General features: G+C 68.5%; 16 protein-coding genes. 3 read left to right on the top strand and 13 right to left on the bottom strand.

Annotated features, from left to right (window positions below; translation table 11 throughout):
• Positions 1 to 2: 2 nt before the first annotated feature.
• The 5 genes from MWN34_RS15110 to MWN34_RS15090 all read right to left on the bottom strand — a co-directional run bounded on the left by MWN34_RS15110 (position 3) and on the right by MWN34_RS15090 (position 6,476).
• Positions 3 to 1,034, bottom strand: coding sequence for an SMP-30/gluconolactonase/LRE family protein (locus MWN34_RS15110; RefSeq protein ID WP_247030143.1), 1,032 nt, complete (start codon positions 1,032 to 1,034; stop codon positions 3 to 5).
• Positions 1,031 to 3,154, bottom strand: a complete 2,124-nt coding sequence (locus MWN34_RS15105; protein WP_247030142.1) for an ABC transporter permease — start codon at positions 3,152 to 3,154, stop codon at positions 1,031 to 1,033. The genes MWN34_RS15110 and MWN34_RS15105 overlap by 4 nt, the downstream gene beginning before the upstream one ends.
• 152 nt (positions 3,155 to 3,306) lie before the next feature.
• Complete coding sequence (locus tag MWN34_RS15100) at positions 3,307 to 4,332, bottom strand: sugar ABC transporter substrate-binding protein (protein WP_247030141.1); 1,026 nt, start codon at positions 4,330 to 4,332, stop codon at positions 3,307 to 3,309.
• A gap of 83 nt (positions 4,333 to 4,415) precedes the next feature.
• Positions 4,416 to 5,405, bottom strand: coding sequence for an ABC transporter permease (locus tag MWN34_RS15095; protein ID WP_247030140.1), 990 nt, complete (start codon positions 5,403 to 5,405; stop codon positions 4,416 to 4,418).
• Positions 5,406 to 5,492: 87 nt separating this feature from the next.
• Positions 5,493 to 6,476: a LysR family transcriptional regulator gene (locus MWN34_RS15090; RefSeq protein ID WP_247030139.1), complete on the bottom strand. Its 984-nt coding sequence runs from the start codon at positions 6,474 to 6,476 to the stop codon at positions 5,493 to 5,495.
• Between the two features lie 165 nt (positions 6,477 to 6,641).
• Here MWN34_RS15090 and MWN34_RS15085 point away from each other — a divergent pair, with 165 nt between their 5' ends.
• Genes MWN34_RS15085 through MWN34_RS15075 form a run of 3 tightly spaced genes read left to right on the top strand, consistent with a single transcriptional unit; the run spans position 6,642 to position 9,402 of the window.
• Positions 6,642 to 7,286, top strand: coding sequence for a cysteine hydrolase family protein (locus MWN34_RS15085; protein WP_247030138.1), 645 nt, complete (start codon positions 6,642 to 6,644; stop codon positions 7,284 to 7,286).
• Positions 7,283 to 8,605 (top strand): type I glutamate--ammonia ligase, encoded by a 1,323-nt coding sequence (locus MWN34_RS15080; protein WP_247030137.1) that lies wholly within the window; start codon positions 7,283 to 7,285, stop codon positions 8,603 to 8,605. Before MWN34_RS15085 ends, MWN34_RS15080 begins: the two co-directional genes overlap by 4 nt.
• Positions 8,605 to 9,402, top strand: coding sequence for an N-formylglutamate amidohydrolase (locus tag MWN34_RS15075; protein WP_247030136.1), 798 nt, complete (start codon positions 8,605 to 8,607; stop codon positions 9,400 to 9,402). Before MWN34_RS15080 ends, MWN34_RS15075 begins: the two co-directional genes overlap by 1 nt.
• 507 nt (positions 9,403 to 9,909) lie before the next feature.
• On the opposite strand, the gene ligA is transcribed toward MWN34_RS15075, so the two are convergent.
• The 8 genes from ligA to MWN34_RS15035 form a co-directional block, all read right to left on the bottom strand.
• Positions 9,910 to 12,468: an NAD-dependent DNA ligase LigA gene (ligA, locus tag MWN34_RS15070; RefSeq protein ID WP_247030274.1), complete on the bottom strand. Its 2,559-nt coding sequence runs from the start codon at positions 12,466 to 12,468 to the stop codon at positions 9,910 to 9,912.
• Between the two features lie 118 nt (positions 12,469 to 12,586).
• Complete coding sequence (recN, locus tag MWN34_RS15065; protein WP_247030135.1) at positions 12,587 to 14,263, bottom strand: DNA repair protein RecN; 1,677 nt, start codon at positions 14,261 to 14,263, stop codon at positions 12,587 to 12,589.
• A gap of 51 nt (positions 14,264 to 14,314) precedes the next feature.
• Positions 14,315 to 15,199 carry an outer membrane protein assembly factor BamD gene (locus MWN34_RS15060; protein WP_281503040.1) on the bottom strand — a complete coding sequence of 295 codons (885 nt, stop codon included), beginning with the start codon at positions 15,197 to 15,199 and terminating at the stop codon, positions 14,315 to 14,317.
• A gap of 226 nt (positions 15,200 to 15,425) precedes the next feature.
• Positions 15,426 to 16,361 carry a UDP-3-O-acyl-N-acetylglucosamine deacetylase gene (gene lpxC, locus MWN34_RS15055; protein WP_247030134.1) on the bottom strand — a complete coding sequence of 312 codons (936 nt, stop codon included), beginning with the start codon at positions 16,359 to 16,361 and terminating at the stop codon, positions 15,426 to 15,428.
• A 331-nt stretch (positions 16,362 to 16,692) separates the two neighbouring features.
• Entirely contained in the window at positions 16,693 to 18,438 is a 1,746-nt protein-coding gene (gene ftsZ, locus MWN34_RS15050) for a cell division protein FtsZ (RefSeq protein ID WP_247030133.1), read from the bottom strand.
• An 88-nt stretch (positions 18,439 to 18,526) separates the two neighbouring features.
• Positions 18,527 to 19,849 (bottom strand): cell division protein FtsA, encoded by a 1,323-nt coding sequence (ftsA, locus tag MWN34_RS15045; RefSeq protein WP_247030132.1) that lies wholly within the window; start codon positions 19,847 to 19,849, stop codon positions 18,527 to 18,529.
• Entirely contained in the window at positions 19,849 to 20,676 is an 828-nt protein-coding gene (locus MWN34_RS15040; RefSeq protein WP_247030131.1) for a cell division protein FtsQ/DivIB, read from the bottom strand. Before MWN34_RS15040 ends, ftsA begins: the two co-directional genes overlap by 1 nt.
• A gap of 101 nt (positions 20,677 to 20,777) precedes the next feature.
• A complete protein-coding gene (locus MWN34_RS15035) occupies positions 20,778 to 21,698 on the bottom strand; it encodes a D-alanine--D-alanine ligase (protein WP_247030130.1) in 921 nt (306 codons plus the stop codon).
• Positions 21,699 to 21,723 lie beyond the last annotated feature (25 nt).

The raw sequence follows: 21,723 nt of genomic DNA, 5'->3' as shown, positions 1-21,723 counted from the left end.
GCTCAGGCGTCGAGGGCGAGGATTTCCCCGCCGCCCGCGCACGCCACATGAATGGCTCCACCGGCCGTCACCGCCGCGACGACGCCATGGCGACGCCCATCCGCCCGGCTGTGATAGCTCGCGACCGGCTGGAAGCCGCGATCAAGCCTGACCAGCAGGCCATAGGACCGGCTCGGCGACCACGGTTTGTGGATGCCCATGGTCTTGATGCCGCCGCACTGCAACGGTTCGAGGAAGGAATTTCCCGAGGCAAGGGCCGGGGCGATCCAGTAGTCCGGCGGGATCTCCGCCATCATCGCCCGCCGGTAATCGTCTTCCTGCAGCACGAATTCGATGAGCCGGTTGACCGGCGCGAAGACGGCGAGCAGCACCCCTTCTCCCGCCCGCGACATCCGGGCCGGATAGCCCGGCATGTTGGAGACCAGCACCTGCGACCGGCCGTCCGCGATGCGGACGAGACGCCGCTGCCACGCCTCGGCGACGACGACCCCCGCGCCATCGGCCAGCACGCCCGACGGCCACGCCAGCCCGTCGGCGAGACGGCGCGTCGTGCCATCCGGGTGGAGCGCCCAGACCGAGCCCGCCGCGTTCTTCTCCATCATGTCGCGCCGCCAGTCGGTGGGGCGGTGCAGGAATGAGCCGTTCGCGATCAGCAGGATGCCGTTGGCGGCATAGGACAGAGCGATCAGGCAGTTGATGCCGTCCGGCAGCTTCACCTCGGTGCCGTCCACGAACAGACGGCCGCTGTCGAGCGCCACGGCGAGCGCGCCCGTGGGCGAGACCGCGAGCGCGGTGACCGGAGCCGTGAAGCTCTCCACAACCTCCGTGCTGCCATCGGCCTTCAGCGCGTGGACCGCATTGCCGGAAGCGACGAGCGTGCGCCCGTCCTTCACCGCGAGGTCGGTCGGTTCGGAGATGCTCGTGAGCGCCGAAGCCTCGTCCAGCAGCCGGTTGGGGCGGAAGGCGCCGTCGAGCGGCGGCACGGTGACGGCCTTGCCGCGGAACAGGTCGAGCAGCGGATCGAGAATGGTCATGCCCGCTCCCCCCAATAGGAGGTCGGCCCGGTCCAGCGGGGATCGGCCCCGTCCAGCTTGAGCCGGCCGATGCGGTTGTTGAGGATGCCGCCGATGAACAGCCAGCCCTTGTGCTCACGCATCGAGGTTACCATCGGGTGCGAGCGGCCGGAGAGGTCGCCCAGCGTGCCGAGGACGCGCCCGCTCTCGTCGAACTTCACCACGCCGCCGGTATTGATGTTGGGGAACAGCCAGTCGTCCTGCGGCAGGCGGCGTGTCATGCGCTTGCGGAAGCCGGGATGGCGCAGCGACAGGTCGAAACTCGGCGTGCGCATGCCGAGCCACGCCATCCAGTAGGTGCCGTCGGAGGCGCGGTTGATGTTGTCGGGGTAGCCCGGCATGTCGCGGATCACGCATTCCGCGGTACCGGCCTTCGGGCCTTCCAGCCAGTAGCGGTGCACGCGGCAGGCCCAGCTCTCGGCGACGAACAGGCTGCGCCCGTCATGGGCCATGCAGACGCCGTTGAGGTAATGATAGCCGTCGAGCAAAGTGCGGGTGGCGCCGGTCTTCGGATCGTAGACCAGCAGGCGGCCGGTGGCGCGGTTCTCGATGGAATCGAGCGCCCAGTCATGGGCATCGAACCGCTTGGTGGAATCGGTGAAATAGACTTTTCCGTCGGGGGCGATGTCGAGGTCGTTCGGGTCGCGCAGCCGGGCGTCGTCCTGCACCGAGGTCAGCGAGCGGCGCGTTTCGGCGGAGAGCCGCGTTACCACCCGGTCGGGGGTGATCGAATAGAGCCCCATCGCCCCGACGCAGCTCAGGAGGTTCCCGTCGCGATCGAAGGCGAGGCCGAGCGGAAAGCCGCCGACATGGGCGAACACCTCCGAGCGGCGATAATCGGGCGCGAAGAAGCGCACGATCTCGCCGTGCCGCGTGCCGCAATAGAGATGGTCGTCGCGGTCGAGGATGACGTCCTCTGGACCTTCGAGCGCGCCGAGGCCGATATAGTCCGTCTGCGAGATCGCGTTGTTGAGTGCGAAAGGCGTGCCCGACCCCGGCAGGGCCGACTGCGCCGCGCCCATCTTCAGATAGATCGGCGCGACATAGACCTCGTTCAGCACCTTGTGCCGGTTCTTCAGCCAGCGGATGTCGATCGTCACCGCGATGGCCAGCATGATGCCGATGACCATCTGGTTGGTGCCGGTGCCGTAGCCGAGCCGGATCAGCCCGTTGTTCATCACCAGCACGATGACCGCGCCCATCAGCCCCTTGGCGACCGAGCCGCGCCCTCCGCCCAGCGAATTGCCGCCGACCACGGCCGCCGTGAGGGCGAGAATCTCCATGTTGAGCCCGGTGCCCGGCCCCGCGCCGGACAGCCGGCAGGCGATGAGGAAACCGGCGGTGGACGCGCAGAGCCCCGAGAACACATAGGTGAGGAAGATGGTGCGCTTCACCTTGATGCCGGCATTGTGGGCCGAGCGGCGCGAGCCGCCCACCGCGAGGATGTGCCAGCCGATGCGCGAGCGGGTCAGCGCGATGTGGGTGAAGATCGCGATCACCGCCGCGCCGATGACGGGGATGGAGAGCCCGCCCAGCGTGCCGTCGCCGATGAAGTCCCAGGTGTCGGAGGAGGCGGTCGAGGTCTGCACCGCCGCCCCGTAATTCACGATCAGGATGTCGAAGATCGCGCGGCCGATGATGAAGGTGACCAGCGTGGTCAGGAAGGCGCGCAGCCGCAGGAAGCCGACCAGATAGCCGTTGATCGCGCCGAACACGCAGCCCGTCGCCAGCGCGGCGAGAAAGGCCACCCAGACCGGCAGGTCGAAGATGAAGAAGGCCGCGACCGAGGAGAAGGTGGCGAGCGCGAAGATGGAGCCGACCGAGAGATCGATGCCGCCGCCGAGCATGACCACGGTGAGCCCGGTGACCACGATCGAGAACTCGCCGAGCTGGCGGGTGGAATCCTGCAGCGAGGCCGGCTTGAAGAAGCCCGGTATCACCGAGCCGAAGCCGGCGACCACCAGGATCAGCGCCAGGAAGGGAATGGCGTTGTCGGTCCAGCGCTTGGACAGGATCTCGCCGATCAGGTGATCGGGAACGAGATTGTAGCGCCAGGACTGCAGGCGTTCGCGAAAGCTCATCGGCGGGTTCGGGCTCGGCGGGTTCGGGCTCGGTGACAGCAGGCGCGCGAAACGCCCGGCCGTTCGGCCGGGTGTTCGCAGCAGCGGGGATGCAAGGGACGGCGGCGGACGGCGGCGGGACGCCGCCGCCGTCAGGCCGGAAGGCGCCAAGCTTACTTGATGCCGGCTTCCGCCTTCAGCGCATCGAGATCCCAGCAGCTATCGGCCCGCATGTTCTCCTTCGTCGTCGGCTTCATGAGCGTGTAGATGAAGGGCGAGGCGGTTCCGGGCGGCTGGCCGCTCTGCAGCAGGTATTTGATCATGGTCACCATGTTGTGGCTCTCCTGAGCCAGCTCGGTGGTGACCACGGCGCCATAGGTGCCGTCGGCGATCTTGTCGCAATCGGCCTTCTTCTCGCCGCCGCCGGTGGTGACGAGGAACACCTTGTCCTGGAGCCCGGCATCGCGGATCGCCGCCGCCGCGCCGCTGGCGTCGCCGTCCCAGAAGTCGATGATGCCGCAAATGTCCGGGTGCTGCTGCAGCATGGTCGCGGTCACGTTGCGCGAGGTGGTGGCGTCCCAGTTGGAATCCGGCTTGGCGACGACCTCGACGTCCTTCTCCTTGCCCAGCACCTCCATGATGCCGGCATACTGGTAAAGGCTGGTGGCGTTCACCTGATCGCCCTGCACGAGGCCGATCTTCTTCGGCGAAGCCGCCTTGCAGCCAGCGATCACCGCCTTGGCCTCGAGCCGGCCGAGCTCGGTCCAGTCGCTGCCGACATAGGCATCGGCCTTGAAGTTGGCGGGGTTGTCGATGAGGATCACATAGATCCCCTGCGACTGCGCCTTCTTCATCAGCTTGGCGTAGGAGTTGAGGTCCGGCGACATCACGATCAGCACGTCCGGCTTGTTGTCGGACGAGATCGCCTCGGTGATCGCCTGCGCGCCGGCTTCCACGCTCCAGTTCGGGTCGCGGGTCTCGAAGGTGCCCCCGAACGCGTCGATCTCGCGCTTGAGGATCGCCGCCCAGCCCTGGGCGAGGTCGAAGCCCATCGCCATCGGCACCAGCATCACCCGCTTGCCCTTGAGCGCGGAGGCATAGACCGCCGGGCTCGGATCGTCGGCCGCCAGCGCCGGCGCACTATAGGCGCCAGCCATGATCGCCGCCCCAGCGGCGAGGATGGACAGAAACTTCTTCATCGTTGCGATCCCCTAGCTAGCCCTGTCTCGTGTTTCGCGTGTCGTCCCGTCACCGTGGGCCCCTCCCCCGGAGCCCGGCGGCGTCAGATGTCGCCCTGCTGCGCCGTCTGCTCGTCGCGCGGGTTGATGAGCCCGTCGAAGATGATGGCGGCCAGCAGGATCGTCGACTTGATGAGATTCTGATAGATCAGCGGAATGTCGATGATGGTCATGGCATTCAGCAGCACGCCGGTCAGCGCCGCGCCGATCAGCACGTTGCGCACCCCGCCCTTGCCCCCCGACAGGCCGATGCCGCCGATCACCGCCACCAGCACGATGTCGTAGAGCAGCGTCGAGTTGACGACGCGGGTGTTCATCGAATGCAGGCTGGCCGCCGTCAGTATGCCGGCAATGAAGGCGAACATCGCCGAGATCACATAGCGCAACACCAGCATGGGCCGCGCCGGCATGCCGGCATTCCGGGCGGCAACCGGGTTGTCGCCGGCGTAATAGACGAAGCGCCCCCATTTGGTGAAGCGCAGGAACAGGAACATCGCCAGCGCGAGCGCGGCGAAGATGAAGACCTCGATGGGTATGTCGAGGAACTGCACCGAGCCCAGCGAGGCGACCCAATGGGCGCGCGGCACCGGCACCGCATCCGCCCCGATCACCTGCGAGCGCACATAGCCGAAGATGAAGGAGGCGGAGGCCAGCGTCACGAACAACGCCGGCACCTCGGCATAGGCGACGAGGAAGCCGTTCAGCAGGCCGATGCCGATGACGCCGGCGAGCACCAGCGCCAGTGCGGCGCCGTCGCTCATGCCGTTGGCCAGGAGTTGCAGATAGGCCGCTACCGACATCGCCATGATCGCGACCATCGACAGGTCGATGCCGCGACCGATGATCACCACCGCCATGCCGAGCGACAGGATGCCGAGCACCGAGACCGAACGCACGATGGTGACGATGTTTTCCGCCGTGAAGAAACCCGGCAGGGCGAAGGAGGCGACCGCGAAGATGGCGATCGCGGTGGCAAGCACGATCCGCTCCTGGTTGAACGCGCCGGGCCCGAACAACCTGCCTTTCGCCACCATCTGATCCCCAGTTCCCCCAATGCCATGCCGGCAACGACATGCCCGGAGGGCAGCTAAGGACAGCCGAAACGATACGTCCAATGAATTCTATTCGCCGCGACCCATGCGGGATCGGAATGGATCGTCACTCTGGACGGCGTGAAGGCCGCGCCGGAAGCTGGAGAGGGTCAGCACCTCCTGCTGCTCCTCGGCCGCGATATGGGCGGCGAGATCCTCGATGAAGCGCTGGGCATAGGCCGGCGGCGGCAGATGCGCGTTCCACATCGCGCAGATGTCGAAGGTGATGGTCTCGCCCTTGAGGGTGATCGGCCGCCGCACCAGCGCGCCCGCGGCGATCCGCACCGAGGAGGGCACCACCGCGATGCCGTTCCCGCCCTCTGCCAGGGCGAACAGGGTGTGGGGCGAATGGCTCTCGGCGATCACCTCCGGCCGGGCCCCGCTCACCCGCATCACTGCGTCGAACATTTCGCGCGAGGCGTGCTTGCCGTTGAGAAGCATCAGCGGCTTGTCCACGAGATCCGCCGCCTCGATCGGTCGCGGAGCGCCCAGAAACGCCGCTGTACCCACGGCGAGAAAGCCGAGACTGCCGATGCGGCGCATCTCGAACGCCTCGATGGGGTGCGAAGGCGCCGCGCTCACCGTGCAATGGACCTGTCCGCCTTTCAGCTTCTCGGCGAGTTCGGCTCCTCCGCCATCCTCCACACGGATGTCGACGCCGGGATTGGCCTCGCGCCAGCCGCGGAGGAAGGCGGGAAAATAGCGCTCGATCAGTTGCGAGCACGCGCCGATCCGCAGCAGCCCGGCCTCGCCGCGGCTCAGCCCGCTGGCGGTGCTGCGCAGATCGCGTTCGGCGGAGATGATGTGCTGAACCTTCCCCGCCAGCGTCTCGCCCTCGGCGGTGAGGCGGATGGTGCGGCCGGCCTTCTCGAACAGCTTGACCCCGAGGCTCGCCTCCAGCGTCATGAGCTGGCGCGAGAGCGCCGACTGGGTGAGGTTGAGCCGGCGCGCCGCCGCCGTGACGTTCAACATCTCGGCGGTGACGAGAAAGCTCGAATAGACCCGTATATCCACCCTCACCCCCTGACCGCCACCCGCGCACGCTAGGGCGGCGCAAAGCGCCGCGTCAATGCGCCTTGCTGTTGACGGGCGCCGGCATAATACTCCTTCTTCTGCGTCAGGTGATTTGGACGAGTGCCCGTTTCGCCGCTCCGTTCCGTCAATGCAGGTTCCCGAACCATGTCCGACACCGTCCGCCGCGACCAGCCCTTCCGGGCTGGCGAGACCGCGCTGCTGCTGGTCGATCTCCAGCGCATCTGGATCGAGCCGGGCCTCGATCCGCACCACCCGGAGCGTGGGCCGGACCATTATTTCCATCGCACCCTGCGCGAGACGACGATCCCGAACACCGAGCGCCTGCTGGCGGCGGCGCGGGCAAATGGGGTGGAGGTGCTGCACACCATCATCCAGTCGCTGACGAAGGACGGCCGCGACCGCTCGCTCGACCACAAGCTCACACCCATCCATGTGCCGCCCGACCTGCCGGAAGGGTTGCCGCCGGACAATCTCGGGCCGAAAGGGGACGAGATCCTGCTGCCGAAAACCTCCTCCGGGGTCTTCAACTCCACCAATCTCGATTATCTGCTGCGCAATCTCGGCGTCCGCTCGCTCATCGTGTGCGGGGTGCTGACCGACCAGTGCGTCGACATGGCGGTGCGCGACGGTGCCGATCGCGGCTTCCTCGTCACCTGCGTCACCGATGCCTGCGCGACCATCACGCCCGAGCGGCAGGACACCGCGTTCCGCGCGTTCGGCGGCTATTGCCACCTCGCCGACACCGCGAGCACCGTTGCCCGCATCGCAGCGATCGGCGACGCGCGATGAGCCACGCCCCGATCGAGCTCACCTCCATCGTCACCACCGATTTCGCCGCCATCACCCGCGGCCGCCCGGTACCGCACAAGCGGCTCGGCAGCTATGCCGCCGCCGGCGTCGGCTGGGTGCCGGCCAATGTGGCGCTGACGCCCTTCAACATCATCGCCGATCCCAACCCCTTCGGCTCGGCCGGCGATCTGCGCATCCGGCCCGATCTCGACGCCGTCTACCGCACCGCCGCGACCGGCGCGCCGACCCCGCTCGGCCTTGCGATGGGCACTCTCGTCGAACTCGACGGCGCGCCCTGGTGCTGCTGCTCGCGCACCATCCTCGCCGATGCGCTCGCCGCCCTCGAAGCCGCGACCGGCCTGCGGCTGCTCGCCACCTTCGAGCAGGAGTTCCAGATCGTCGGCGCCGGCCTGCCGCCCGCCCACGCCTTCTCGCCGGCCGCGCTGCGCCGGGCCGATCCGCTCGGCGGGCAGATCCTCGCGGCGCTGACCGAGGCGGGCGTCGAGCCGGAAATGGTCCTCGCCGAATATGGCGCCGATCAGTACGAGGTCACCCACGCGCCCACCCACGCGCTCGCCGCGGCCGACCGGGCGGTCGCGATCCGCGAGATCGTGCGCGAGATCATCGCCAATCGCGGCTGGCACGCCAGCTTCGCCCCCAAGACCAGCCCGACCGGGGTCGGCAACGGCGTGCACATCCATGTCTCGCTGGTGGACGATACCGGTGCGCCCGTCGGCTACGATCCCTCCGCGCCCGGCGGTCTTTCGGCGATCAATGCCTCCTTCCTCGCCGGAATCCTGCGGCACATGCGGGCGATCACCGTGCTCACCGCGGCAAGCCTGCCCTCCTATTACCGGCTGCAGCCCCATGGCTGGAGCGCCGCCTGGACCTGGCTCGGCGATCGCGACCGCGAGGCGAGCCTGCGCATCTGTCCGCTGGTGCGGCTCGCGGGCAAGGATCCTGCCCGGCAGTTCAATGTCGAATACCGGGCGGCCGATGCCACCGCCAACCCGTATCTCGCCCTCGCCGCACTGGTGCGCGCGGGACTGGAGGGGCTGAAGGCGAAGCTGCCGCCGCCGCCCATCTTCTCCGGCGATCCGGCGCTGCTGGAGGAGAGCGAGCGCGCCCGGCTCGGCCTCGCCCGCCTGCCCGGCTCTCTGGAGGAGGCGCTCGCCGTCTTCGAGGCGGATGAAACGGTTCGAAGCTGGTTCCACCCGCTCTTCGTCGAGACCTATGCGGCCGTGCGCCGGCAAGAGCTCGCCATCCTCGCCGGGAAAAGCCCGGAGGACGTCTGCGCGCTCTATCGGGACCTTTATTGATGGACCCGCACCCCTTCTCCGACGGACCGGACGCCGTGACCTGTCTCAATGCGGAAGGCGCCTCGCCCTTCGTGCTGACCTGCGAGCACGCCTCCCGCCACATCCCCGCCGCCTATGACAGCCTCGGCCTGCCGGAGAGCGAGCTTGGCCGCCACATCGCCTGGGACATCGGCGCCGCGAGCGTCACCCGGCATCTGAGCGCGCTCATCGACGCGCCGGCCTTCCTGTCCGGCTTCTCCCGCCTGCTGATCGACCTCAACCGCCCGCTCGAGGCACCGAGCAGCATTCCCATCCGCTCCGAAGACACCGACATTCCGGGCAATGTCGGCCTCGACCCGCAGGAGCGCGATCGCCGCGCGCGGGTGATGTTTGCGCCCTACCACGCCGCCATCGCGCGCCATCTCGACACGCGCCGCGCGGCCGACCGGCCGACCCGCATCCTCTCGGTGCATTCCTTCACGCCGGTGTTCCGCGGCGTCGCCCGCCCGTGGCACGCCGGAGTTCTCTATGCCCGCGACGCCGCCTATGGCGAGGCGCTGATCGCGGCGCTGGGCGGGGGGCCCTGGGTCGCCGCGAACGAACCCTACGTCATCGACCGGGCGGAGGACTACACGGTCCCCATCCACGGCGAGGACCGCGGCATTCCCGCAGTGCTGATCGCGCTGCGGCAGGACCTGATCGCACAGGAAACCGGCGCGCGGGCATGGGCGGAACGGCTGGCGGCAGCGATCGCGGCACTGCCGGCGGACACGTTCGACGCAAACGCCACCGCGACAGCCCGGACGGCGCGCGGCTGAAGGACACGGGACCGGCGCCGCCTCAGCCCGGCCTTCTCCCCATGGCCGTCGCCCCTTCCCCCCAACCCTCTTCCCGATGGGGAGAGGGAGCCGGTTGCATGGGAGGGATGGCTTCTTCCCTTCCTGCTCGTCCCTCTGCCCGAGGGGAAGAGGTAGCCCGCGCAGCGGGTCGAGGGAATGACGCCGGGCTTCGGCGCCGGCGATCACGTAGTCCATCTGCTTCGACACCTCCCCCCTTGGCGCCCAGCCCCTCGGCCGTCGCCTTGGCCCCGTCGCGCGTCAGTTCCTCCAGCGCTCCGCTGCGCTCCCACCCCCCAACCCTTTCCCCGACGGGAGAGGGAGCCGGTTGCGTAGGGTAGATGGCTTCTTTCCCTCCCTTCCTGCCCTTCCCTCCCCCCGAGGGGGAGAGGAGGCCCGCGCAGCGGGTCGGTGTGGGGGAATGACGCCGGGCATCGACGCGCGCGTGCGTGGAAACGGCACCGGCCCGCCGCCGGCACCCGCGCCGCTTCACCCGGTCTTGCCGGCCAGTTCCAGCCACTCATCCTCGGTGAGCACGCTCACCCCCAGCTCGCGCGCCTTGGCGAGCTTGGAGCCGGCATCGGCGCCGGCGACGACATAGTCGGTCTTCTTCGACACCGAACCGGCCACCTTGGCGCCGAGGCCCTCGGCCATGGCCTTGGCCTCGTCGCGCGTCAGCTTCTCCAGCGCGCCGGTGAAAACCACCGTCTTGCCGGCCAGGGCGGTGTTGGCCGCCGCCGGCGCCTCGGCCGCAATCACGCGCACCTCCTGCAGCAATTCGCCGAGCAGCGTGCGGTTGTGCGCCTCGGCGTAGAACTCGCAGAGCGAGGCCGCCGCCACCTCGCCGACCTCCGGCACCCCGACCAGCCTGAGGAAATCCGCCCCCGGCAGGGCCTCCCCAGCCGCCCGCAGCGCGGCGAGGATGGCCCCCTCCGCACCGGTTTCGTCTACGCCGGTTTCGTCCACGCCAGTCTCCTGCGCGCCGGCTTCCTGCGTCCCGTCTGCCGAAGCCGCCGCAGCCTGCCCGCCGAACGCCTCGCGCAGCGCCACGCGCTGGCGCGCATTCAGCGAGGCCCTGGCGAACACCTCACGCAGCGCAAGCGCGGGAGCTGCCTGTGCATCGCCCGCGCCGGCCGCCACCTCGCCGGCCGCCTTTGCCGCCGCCTCGGCCCGGCGCGCACCGACATGGGGGATCGCCAGCAACCGCAGCCACGCCTCGCCCGGCCGGCCGGGCGCCGCCGCCTCCAGCGCGGCGAGGAAAGCCTCGACCTCGTGGAAGGCTCGGGCCAGCGCCTTTGCCGTCACCTCGCCGATATGGCGGATGCCGAGCGCATAGATGAAGCGGGCGAGAGGCACCTCGCGGCGCTCGTCGATCGAATCGAACAGCTTGTCGACGCCGAGGAACTGCCGCTCCTCCTCCGCCAGCACCTTCTTGCGGGTCTGGCCCTTCTCCAGCTCGCGCTGGCGCGCACGTTCCTCGCGCGCTGCGAGGAAGGCCTGCCGCACCTTCTCGGCATGGGTGCGCAGGCGAAAAATGTCGCCCGGCGTGCGCAGCAGCCCGGCGTCGAACAGAAGCTGCACGTTCTCGTCGCCCAGCCCCTCGATGTCGAAGGCATCGCGGGCGACGAAGTGGCGGATGCGCTCCACCGCTTGCGCCGGGCAGATGAGCCCGCCGGTGCAGCGGCGTACCGATTCGCCCTCTTCGCGCACTGCGTGGGAGCCGCAGGCCGGGCAGAGATGGGGGAAGGCATAGGGCTTCGCCCCCGCCGGGCGGCGCTCGATCACCACATCCACCACCTGCGGGATCACGTCGCCGGCGCGCTGGATGGTGAGAACGTCGCCGATGCGGATGTCCGCCGCGCGGAAGCGCTCGCCCCGGCTGTCGAGGCCGGCGATGTAATCCTCATTGTGCAGCGAGGCATTGGAAACGACGACGCCGCCGACCGTGATCGGGGCGAGCTTCGCCACCGGCGTCAGCGCACCGGTGCGCCCCACCTGGATGTCGATGCCGACCAGTTCCGTCACCGCCTGCTCGGCCGGGAATTTGTGTGCGATCGCCCAGCGCGGCGAGCGCGAGACGAAGCCGAGCCGCCGCTGCAACGCGAGGCTGTCCACCTTGTAGACCACGCCGTCGATGTCGTAGCCGAGCCCGGCGCGCCGCTCGCCGATGGCGCGGTAATGGGCGAGAAGCTCCGCCGCCGAGCGGCACAGCACGGTGAGCGGGTTGGTCGGCAGCCCCCAGCGCGCGAAGGCCGCGATCACGCCGTGCTGGGTGTCGGCCGGCAAGCCGCCTTCGGAGACCTCGCCCCAAGCATAGGCGAAGAACCGCAGCGGACGGGCGGCGGTCATCGCCGGATCGAGCTGGCGCAGGCTCCCCGCCGCGGCATTGCGCGGATTCATGAAGAGCGCCTTGCCCGCCGCCTCCTGCCGCGCGTTCAGCGCCGCGAAATCGGCGTGGCTCATATAGACCTCGCCGCGCACCTCGAAGACCGGCGGCACGTCGTCGCCCTTCAGGCGCTCGGGAATCTCGGCGATGGTGCGCACATTGGCGGTCACGTCCTCGCCCTCGAAGCCGTCGCCCCGCGTAGCTGCGGTCACCAGGCGGCCATCCTCATAGCGGAGCGAGCAGGACAGGCCGTCGATCTTCGGCTCGGCGGTGAAGGCGATCTCAGCGTCCGGCGGCAGGTCGAGGAAGCGGCGCACACGGGCGACGAACTCCTCCACCTCATCCTCGGCAAAAGCGTTGCCGAGCGAGAGCATGGGAACCGCGTGGCGCACCTTGGCAAACTTGGAGGACGGCGCGGCGCCGACCTTCTCCGACAGGCTGTCGATGCCCTTCAGTTCCGGGAACTGCGCCTCGATCGCCTCATAGCGCCGGCGGAGCGCATCATAATCGCCATCGGAGATGCTGGGCGCGTCGTCCTGATAATAGCGTCGGTCATGGCCGGCGATCTCTTCCGTCAGCCGCGCATGCTCGCCCGCCGCCTCGTCGGCGGTGAGCGCGGCGACGTCTTTCGGCGATTCGGGCGGGGGCGATGAGGACGACATGGGCTCTCCCGGCGCGCAGCGGATGAGGATGCGCAGGCAATAGCGGGACATGGACGCAGGTTCCCGCCCGGCGCGCCCTGTGTCTACAAGCCCATCGCCGACGGCTCAAGGCGCAGCCTCAGGAGGCCGCGGCGCTCTTCAGCAGACGGTCCGCCGCGGCACGGGCCTCGCTCGTCACCTCGGCGCCGGAGAGCATGCGCGCGATTTCCTCGCGCCGGGTTTCCGGGGCCAGCGAGGCGACGCGGGTGGCCACCTGGTCGCGGTCGGCCACCGGCTCCTTGGCGATGCGGAAATGGTTCAGCGCCCGCGCCGCTACTTGCGGGGCATGGGTGACCGCCACTACCTGCACGTTCCGCCCCAGCCGGGCGAGCCGCGCCCCGATCGCATCCGCCACCGCCCCGCCGACTCCGGTGTCGATTTCGTCGAAGACGAGGGTCGGCGCCGAGCCCTTGTCGGCCAGCACCACCTTCAGGGCGAGCAGGAAGCGGGCGAGCTCGCCGCCGGAGGCGACCTTCATCATCGGGCCGGGGCGGGTGCCGGGGTTGGTGCGCACCCAGAACTCGATCCGATCATACCCATCGGACTGACCATCCACCTCATCGGACTGAATCTCCGTGATGAAACGGGCACGTTCCAGCTTCAGCGGACCAAGCTCGGCATTCACCGCCGCGTCCAGCGCCGTGGCCGCCTCGCGGCGGTGCTGCGAGAGCACGGCGGCCTCGGCGCGGAAGGCCCGCTCCGCTTCTCCCGCCTGCGCCTCCAGCACCTTCAGCCGCTCCGCACCATGGTCGAGCGCATCGAGCTGCTCGGCGAAGCGGGCGACGACATTGGGCAAGTAGTCGACGGAACAGGCATATTTCCGCCCGGCGGCACGCAGCGCGAACAGCCGCTCCTCGATCCGCTCCAGTTCGCGCGGGTCGTAATCGGCGTCGGCCAGCGCGGCATCGAGATGAATGCGCGCCTGCTCCAGCGCATTGAGCGCCTGGTCGATGGCCTCAACCGCCGGGCGTACCAGCGCTTCCGCCTCGCCCGCGCGCCGCTCCAGCCGGCGAACCGCCGCGGCAAGGCCGGGAATCGGCGAGGCGGAACCGCCGATCGCGTCCTGCGCCTCCGCCAGATCGGTGGCGATCTTCTCATAGCGCATCATCTCGGCCCGCCGGTCGGCGAGGCGTTCCTCCTCGCCCGGCTCGGGGCCGAGGGCGCGCAGTTCCTCGACCGCGTGACGGATGAAATCGGCTTCCTTGGCCGCCTCGTTCAGCCGCGCCTCCTCGCCCGCCGCCTCCCGGCGCAGCGAACGCCAGACGGAAAAGCGGGTCGCGACCTCGGCAGCGAGCGTCTGCAATCCGCCATAGGCATCGAGCAGGGCACGGTGGGAGGCGGGATCGACCAGGGCACGGTCGTCGTGCTGACCGTGGATCTCGACCAGCCTGCGGCCGAGCGTGCGCAGGATCTGCGCGCTCACCGCCTGGTCGTTGATGAAGGCACGCGTGCGCCCATCGGCATATTGCACGCGACGCAGCACCAACGGCCCATCGGCCTCGATGCCGGCATCTTCCAGCACCGCGAGCGCGGGATGGGCGGGTACGAGATCGAACTCGGCCGTTACCTGTCCCTGCGTCGTACCCTGCCGGACCAGCGAACCATCGCCGCGCCCGCCGAGCGCAAGGGTGAAGGCGTCGAGCAGGATCGACTTGCCCGCGCCGGTCTCACCGGTCAGCACGGTCAGGCCGGGCTGGAAGGTCAGGTCCAGCCGTTCGATGAGGACGATATCCCTGATCGACAGGGCCGCCAGCATGGGTGAAGCTCCAGAACGAATCCGCAACGGACCAGCGTCTGGCCTCTTCTATCAGCCCTGCCCGCCGAGGCCGAGGCCCTTGAAGGCCTTGCTGATCCACGATTCCTTATTCTCGACCGGCTCAAGCCCGCGCGACTGCACCAGCTTGTAGGCGTCCTTGTACCACTGGCTGTCCGGGAAGTTGTATCCAAGCACCGCAGCCGAGGTCTGCGCCTCATTGACCACGCCGAGCGACATATAGGCCTCGGTCAGGCGGTAGAGGGCCTCCTCGACATGCCGGGTGGTCTGGTACTTGGTGACGACGACCTTGAAGCGGTTGATGCCGCCGATGTAGTTGCGCTGGTCGAGATAATAGCGCCCGATCATCATTTCCTTGCCGGCAAGCTGGTCCTTGGCGACCTCGATCTTCTTCTTGGCCTCGACCGCATATTCCGTGTTCGGATATTTGCGGACCACGTCCTCCAGCGCTTCCATCGCGCGGTCGGTACGGGCTTGGTCGCGCGAGATGTCCGGGATCTGGTCGTAATACGACGCCGCGATCAGGTATTGCGCATAGGATGCATCCTCGCTGCCGGGATGCAGCGCCAGATAGCGCTTCGCCGCGCCGACGGCCTCGTCATATTTTCCCTGCGTGTAATTGGCGAAGGCGATCATGATCAGCGCCTTGCGCGACCACTCCGAATACGGGTGCTGCCGGTCGACATCCTCGAACCGCTTCACCGCCGCGGGATAGTCTTCCTTCGCCATGAGGGTGAGACCCTCATTATAGATCTTCTCGGCTGGCTCGTCGGTAATGACGAGGTCTTCATCCTTGTCCCTGAACAGGCCGGCGCAACCGGAAACGGTTACGCCGATCATGACCAGCGCCGCGAAGCGGAAGGCAAGGCGGCCGCGGCCGCCGGACGGCAAGGCGCTGCGCTGGAAGAGAAGACGCATCAGCAAATATCCCGATTCCCGTATCGCCAACCCCGGACCATCTTCGGATCGCATGGGGGCCGCTTTGCCGCAAGTCCCACACAGCAGCGGCTAAAGAGGCTTTCCGTCCGGAATATGGCGCCCGCACCTGCAGGCCACCCCAATCCGCAGCTTTCCTTCGCCGCCCGCGAAGAAGCCGGGCCGGCGTGGCAGGACGGCAACGCGTCGCCGCCTGCTGTGACAGGTTTCAGAGGTCGGGAGCGTAGGCGGGGGCGGCGACCGCGACGCCCGCGAGACCCTGCAGCGGGCGCCGGGCCGGCAGGCTGGCCTCGACGATCTCGTAGGCCGAGCGATCCGAGAGCAGCGCGTCGATCACAGCGAAGTTCAGCTTGTGACCACCGCGATAAGAGCGGTAGCGGGCCATCAGCGGCAGGCCGGCAATCGCAAGGTCGCCGAGCGCATCGAGCGCCTTGTGACGCACGAACTCGTCGCCATAGCGCAGGCCGGTGTCGTTCATCACGCCGTTGGCGTCGAGGCAGATGGTGTTCTCCAGCGAAGCGCCGAGCGCGTAACCCGCCTGCCACAGGCGCTCCACATCCGACACGAAGCCGAAGGTACGGGCCCGGGAGAGTTCACGACGGAACACGTCGGGGCTCACCGTCGCGGCATAGCGCTGGCGGCCGATCACGGCGTGCTGGAAGTCGATCTCGATCTCGATGCGCAGGCCGGCATCATAGGGCGTCAGCTCACCGAAGCTCTCGCCATTCTCGATACGGACGGGCTTCAGGATCTTGAGGTAGCGGCGGGCGCGGTCGGCCTCGACGATCCCGACGGAATCGAAGGCCTCGACGAAGAGATCGGCGCTGCCGTCGAGAATCGGCACTTCCGGGCCGTCGATCTCGACATGGGCATTGTCGATGCCGAGGCCGGCGAAGGTGGCCATCAGGTGCTCGACGGTGGAAACCGCGGGGCCGCTCGAATCGCGCAGAACGGTGGCGAGGTCGCTGCCGCGCACGGCATTGCGGCCGGCCCGGACGGTCTGGCGGGAATCGGTGCGGTGGAAGACGATGCCGGCGTCGGAATGAGCCGGGGAAACGGACACGGTGGCGGGCTTGCCGGAGTGAACGCCGACGCCCTCGAGCGCCACGCTATCAGCCAGAGTCCTCTGCCTTACAGCAATCATCCGATGTCCAAAGAGATGGCCACACAGGGAAAACGTGGAGCCGGTCTCTCCCCAATTCCGTAAAACACCAACAGGTTCGATCGACTTCGCCGGAAATACGCTCCGGAATCGCCTTCGATCCCTCTACTGCGGCGCAAACTAGCCACCTCTCCGTGGCATGCCAAATCACTCTTGCTTACGCTCTGTTACGTTTCGGCGGCTGGGGATACCCCGCGGAAAGGCGTTTATAATCAATTAACTAAACGAAGCGGCGCAGCACCTGGAATCAGGTGCTGCGCCGCGGAAGAAACGAACGTCACGCCGTGTTACGGCCCGGCGTGACGCAAAGCCCTCAGCCCTGACGGCGCAGGAAGGCCGGGATGTCGAGATGGTCCTCGTCCGAGGGACGGCTCGGCTGGCGACCATAGCCCTCGGCCTGGCGGGCACTGGGGCGCTTGGCGAACTCCGAGTCCATCTCCCGCATGTCGCGGCTTTCGCGCGGCTCGGGAGCCTGCTGCTGCGGGGCGCGACGCACGGCCGGGCGCATCTCGGCCGGCGGCTCGGCTGCTTCCTCGTCCTCGCGGCGGCCGAGGCCGACGCTGGCGAGGCGCTGCAGCAGGGTCATCCGCTTCTTCTCGGCATGGGCGTGCTCGACCGGCTCGCCGCGGGCCGCGCGGATCTGGTTCTGGCCCGGGAGCGGCAGATCTTCCACGCGCGGCATCCGCGGGGTGCGCACGTCGGGACGCTCCGCCGCCGGCGGGATGAAGGGCTCGTGATGGTCGTCCATCGCCTCTTCATAGACCGGCTGGTGCTGCTGAGGCTCGACATAGGCCGGCTTCGGCGCCACCTGGCGGATGGTCACGTCGTCCACCGAGGTCTGCGCCGGCGGCTGATAGGCCGGCGGAGCGGGCTGGTAGGCGGTCTCGGCGGTGTAGACGTGCTCGCCGCGGGCCGGGGCCACGAAGGTCGGCTCATAGCTGTCGGCCGGTACCGGGTCGAGCGCGGTGGCGACGGAGCGCAGCGCGGCGTCGCGCTTCGCCTCGACCGCGGCGCGGCCTTCATTGGAGCGCTTGCGCCCGCCGAGATCCGGCAGATTGGTGTAGCCGTGGCCGATCTGCTCGGGAATCACCGCCGGGTCGATGCCGGTGGCGACGACCGAGACGCGCACCAGGCCGTCCAGCGACTGGTCGAAGGTGGCGCCGAGGATGATGTTGGCGTCTGGGTCGACCTCCTCGCGGATGCGGGTCGCCGCCTCGTCCACCTCGAACAGGGTAAGGTCCTTGCCGCCGGTGATGGAGATGAGAAGACCGCGGGCGCCGCGCATCGACACCTCGTCGAGCAGCGGATTGGCGATCGCCGCCTCGGCCGCGTGCAGCGCGCGCTGCTCGCCGGAGGCCTCGCCGGTGCCCATCATCGCCTTGCCCATCTCGCGCATCACGGCGCGGACGTCGGCGAAGTCGAGGTTGATGAGGCCTTCCTTCACCATCAGGTCGGTGATGCAGGCAACGCCCGAATAGAGCACCTGGTCGGCCATCGCGAAGGCATCGGCGAAGGTGGTCTTCTCGTTCGCGACCCGGAACAGGTTCTGGTTCGGAATGACGATGAGGGTGTCGACGCCCTTCTGCAGCTCGTTGATGCCCATCTCCGCGATGCGCATCCGGCGCTGGCCCTCGAAGTGGAAGGGCTTGGTCACGACGCCGACGGTGAGGATGCCGAGCTCGCGGGCCGCGCGGGCGATGACCGGGGCGGCGCCGGTGCCGGTGCCGCCGCCCATGCCGGCGGTGATGAACACCATGTGAGCACCGGCGAGGTGGTCACGGATCTCGTCCAGCGCCTCTTCCGCCGCGGCGCGACCGACTTCCGGCTGCGAGCCGGCGCCGAGGCCCTCGGTCACCGCGACGCCCATCTGCACGATGCGCTCGGCCTTGGACAAGGTGAGCGCCTGCGCATCGGTATTGGCGACGACGAAGTCCACGCCGGTGAGGCCGGCCGTGATCATGTTGTTCACGGCGTTGCCGCCGGCGCCGCCGACACCGAACACCGTGATCCGGGGACGGAGTTCGCGGATATCTGGAACCTGAAGATTGATGCTGTTCATGCTGTTCGTCCCCTAAGCGCCGGCGGGCCTGAGCCCTGTCCCATTCCCTGCACTGCCGGTTCCGCCGGCGCGGATTGATGTGTCCACGTCAGAAAGCCTCCCTCAGCCAGTTTCCGACGCGGGAGAAATAACCGTCGGTGCCTCCGCGAGCCCCTCTGTGGCGGCGCGCTTCGAAATGCTCGAGCCCGGCGACCTGCGGATAGACGAGAAGGCCTGCCGCCACCGCGAAGGGCGCCCCGCGCGCCGCTTCCGGCAGGCGCGAGATGCCGAGCGGGCGGCCGACCCGAACCTGGGGGCCGAGGATCTTGCCGACGATCTCGGTCAGTCCGATGAGCTGGGCCGCGCCGCCGGTGAGCACGATGCGCCGGCCGGCGTCGCCCATGTGGCCGGAAGCGACCAGCCGGTCCCGGACCAGCTCGACCGTCTCCTCGATCCGCGGGCGGATGATCTTGAGAAGCTGCGATTTCGGCACCGCATGCGGCAGGTCGCGGTCGTCGTCGGAGATGGCGGGCACGGTCAGCAATTCGCGGTCGTCCGCACCCATCGCGGTTACCCCGCCATGCAGCGTCTTCAGCCGCTCGGCATCCACGAGGCGGGTGGAGAGGCCGCGGGCGACGTCGTTGGTGATGTGCTGGCCGCCGAGCGCCACGCCGTCGACATAGACGCAGTGGCCCTGGGTGACGACGGAGACCGTGGTGGTGCCGGCGCCGAAGTCGATCAGCGTGCAGCCGAGCTGGGATTCGTCGTCGGCCAGCGTCGAGAGCGCCGCCGCATAGGGGGCAGCGACCATCGCCTCGACGCCGAGATGGCAGCGCTCGATGCACAGGAGCAGGTTGCGCGCCGCGGGCACGTCGGCGGTGATGACGTGGAGATCGACGCCGAGCCGTCGGCCCAGCATGCCGCGCGGCTCGCTGATGCCGGTCACCGCGTCGAGCGCATAGCCCACGGGGAGCGCATGCAGCACACAGCGCCCGTCGCCCACCGCGAAGGTGGAGGCGGCATCGAGCACGCGGCGGATGTCGCCTTCCGCGACGGCCGGGTCGGGCAGGTCCACCTCGGCGACGTAGTGTTCGGAACCCAGCCGACCGCCGGACACCGCGCAGACGACCGAGGCGATCTGCACGCCGGCCATGCGCTCGGCGGCGTCCACTGCGCGGCGGATGGATTGCTCGGCGCGTTCCATGTCCACCACCGCGCCGCCCTTCATACCGTGCGAGCGGGTGTGGCCGATGCCGAGGATCTCGACCGCATGGCTGCGGCGGCGCAGCGCATCATTGGCGTGGCGCGGCTTCAGCCGGGCGATGAGGCAGACGATCTTGGAGGTGCCGACATCGAGCACGCCCACCACCGCGCTGCGGCGCGGCGGGATGGGGCGCATCTTGGGGGCGATCTCGAACGGGGCGCGGGACATCAGGTGTTGCTCCCCTTCTTTGCCTTCGCCCGGGCCTTCAGGTCGGCCTGTCGCGCCTCATAGGCAGCGTCCGAAAGGCGGACGGTAACGCGGTCGGCTAGGCGCAGATCCACCACGGTGATGTCCCGGGAAAGCAGTGATTTGTCACGATCGAAAACCGCGAGCGACGCCAATGCGCCGTCCAGCCCGGTTTCGGGCAGACGCACGTCGATGCCGTTGCGCAGCTTGAGGGTCCAGCGGCGATCCGCCACGCGAATCGCCGCCCGCACTTGGTCGCGCACGCCGGGCACGAGGTCAAGAGCCTCAACGATCTCAACGACATGCGCCTCGGCGCCTTCGCCGACCACGATCGGCAGCTTGACGTAGCGCGGATCGTCCGAATAGGGGGCGATGACGGTGCCGTCGCGGGCGATGACGTTGATTTTCCCGTCCTTCTGCCAGAGCGCGTAGCCCTGCCGCTCCACCACCTGGATGTCGAGCCGGTCGGGATAGAACTTCTGCACCGTGGCGCGCTTGATCCAGGCCATCTCCTCCAGTCGCATGCGCGCCGCCTCGGCATCGAGGAAGGGCAGCGAGGAGGTCGGCTTCACCCCCGCCGTCGCCAGGATCTCGCCGGGCGAGACATGGTTCTGGCCGGAAAGGTTCACGGTGCTGATCTTGAAGCCGGCGAAATTGGCGGCCGCGTCCCCGACGTCGCGGGTCGATTCGACGACCTCCGAGGAGCGGTCGCCCACATGGATGCCATAGGCCGCGGTGGCGCCGTAGAAGGCGGCCAGCATCCAGATGCCGCCGCCATTGGCCAGCCACGACCCGGACAGCGAAACCACCAGACGCTTGGCGCCGATGACCAGGCGATCCGCGAAGCGCGGGCCCTCATCCCGTTGCCGGGGCGCGATCCGTCCCGAACCCTCCGGCGTCTGCCGGGGGCTCAGCGATCGAGCGTTGCGTCCTCCACCATCCATCTCACAAGCTCGCCGAACGAATAACCCGCATGGGCCGCCAGTTCGGGCACGAGCGACGTCTCGGTCATACCGGGTTGAGTGTTGACTTCCAGACAGAACAGACCGGATTCGTCCCCGGTCCGGTCGTCATACCGGAAGTCCGACCTGCTGATCCCCCGACAGCCGAGCGCGCGGTGCGCCATGAGGGACAGCATCCGTACCTTTTGGTAAACATTCGGTAAAAGCGGCGCCGGAAGAATGTGGCGGGAACCGCCCTGAGCGTATTTTGCTTCGTAATCGTAGAACCTTAGGTCGGACCGGATTTCGATAACGCCGAGCGGTTCATCCCCCATTACGGCGCAGGTCAGCTCCAGTCCGGGGATGTAGGGCTCGGCCAGAATCAGGTCACCGAGCGGCCAATCCTCGCGATACAGCTCCTGCGGCGGGCGCTCCGAATCTTCCCGCACGATGAACACGCCGACCGACGACCCCTCGGCCACCGGCTTCAGCACATAGGGCCGGGGCAGCACATGCTCGCGCGCCGCCTCGAATCGCGACACCACCATGCCGCCGGGCACCGGCACTCCGGCCGCCGCCAGCACGACCTTTGAGCGCGCCTTGTTCATGGCCAGCGCCGAGGCCAGCACGCCGGAATGGGTGTAGGGGATCTGCAGGATCTCCAGCACGCTCTGGATCATGCCGTCCTCGCCGGGCCGGCCATGCAGCGCATTGAACGCCACGTCCGGCCTCAGGCGGGCCAGCACCTCCGCGATGTCCCGGCCCACATCGACCGGCGTGACCCGATAGCCGACGCTCTCCAGCGCCCGCGCGCACTGCCCGCCGGACCACAGCGACACCTCGCGCTCCGAGGACCAGCCCCCCATCAGGACGGCGACATGCTTCGACATGATCTCTCCTTCACCCGCGATGCAT

It is taken from the genome of Ancylobacter crimeensis, assembly GCF_023016805.1.
Lineage (GTDB): Bacteria > Pseudomonadota > Alphaproteobacteria > Rhizobiales > Xanthobacteraceae > Ancylobacter > Ancylobacter crimeensis.
Note: the sequence above shows the minus strand (reverse complement) of the source record. Positions and strands in the feature narration are given on the sequence as shown.

Excerpts from the sequence above, each read along its gene's own strand:
- MWN34_RS15100 (WP_247030141.1), bottom strand. The coding sequence starts at position 4,332 with ATGAAGAAGTTTCTGTCCATCCTCGCCGCTGGGGCGGCGATCATGGCT.
- MWN34_RS15035 (WP_247030130.1), bottom strand. The coding sequence starts at position 21,698 with ATGTCGAAGCATGTCGCCGTCCTGATGGGGGGCTGGTCCTCGGAGCGC.
- MWN34_RS15080 (WP_247030137.1), top strand. The coding sequence starts at position 7,283 with ATGAGCCACGCCCCGATCGAGCTCACCTCCATCGTCACCACCGATTTC.
- recN (WP_247030135.1), bottom strand. The coding sequence starts at position 14,263 with ATGCTGGCGGCCCTGTCGATCAGGGATATCGTCCTCATCGAACGGCTG.
- MWN34_RS15110 (WP_247030143.1), bottom strand. The coding sequence starts at position 1,034 with ATGACCATTCTCGATCCGCTGCTCGACCTGTTCCGCGGCAAGGCCGTC.
- MWN34_RS15060 (WP_281503040.1), bottom strand. The coding sequence starts at position 15,199 with ATGCGTCTTCTCTTCCAGCGCAGCGCCTTGCCGTCCGGCGGCCGCGGC.
- ftsA (WP_247030132.1), bottom strand. The coding sequence starts at position 19,849 with ATGTCCCGCGCCCCGTTCGAGATCGCCCCCAAGATGCGCCCCATCCCG.
- MWN34_RS15105 (WP_247030142.1), bottom strand. The coding sequence starts at position 3,154 with ATGAGCTTTCGCGAACGCCTGCAGTCCTGGCGCTACAATCTCGTTCCC.
- ligA (WP_247030274.1), bottom strand. The coding sequence starts at position 12,468 with ATGTCGTCCTCATCGCCCCCGCCCGAATCGCCGAAAGACGTCGCCGCG.
- ftsZ (WP_247030133.1), bottom strand. The coding sequence starts at position 18,438 with ATGAACAGCATCAATCTTCAGGTTCCAGATATCCGCGAACTCCGTCCC.
- MWN34_RS15085 (WP_247030138.1), top strand. The coding sequence starts at position 6,642 with ATGTCCGACACCGTCCGCCGCGACCAGCCCTTCCGGGCTGGCGAGACC.
- lpxC (WP_247030134.1), bottom strand. The coding sequence starts at position 16,361 with ATGATTGCTGTAAGGCAGAGGACTCTGGCTGATAGCGTGGCGCTCGAG.
- MWN34_RS15075 (WP_247030136.1), top strand. The coding sequence starts at position 8,605 with ATGGACCCGCACCCCTTCTCCGACGGACCGGACGCCGTGACCTGTCTC.
- MWN34_RS15095 (WP_247030140.1), bottom strand. The coding sequence starts at position 5,405 with ATGGTGGCGAAAGGCAGGTTGTTCGGGCCCGGCGCGTTCAACCAGGAG.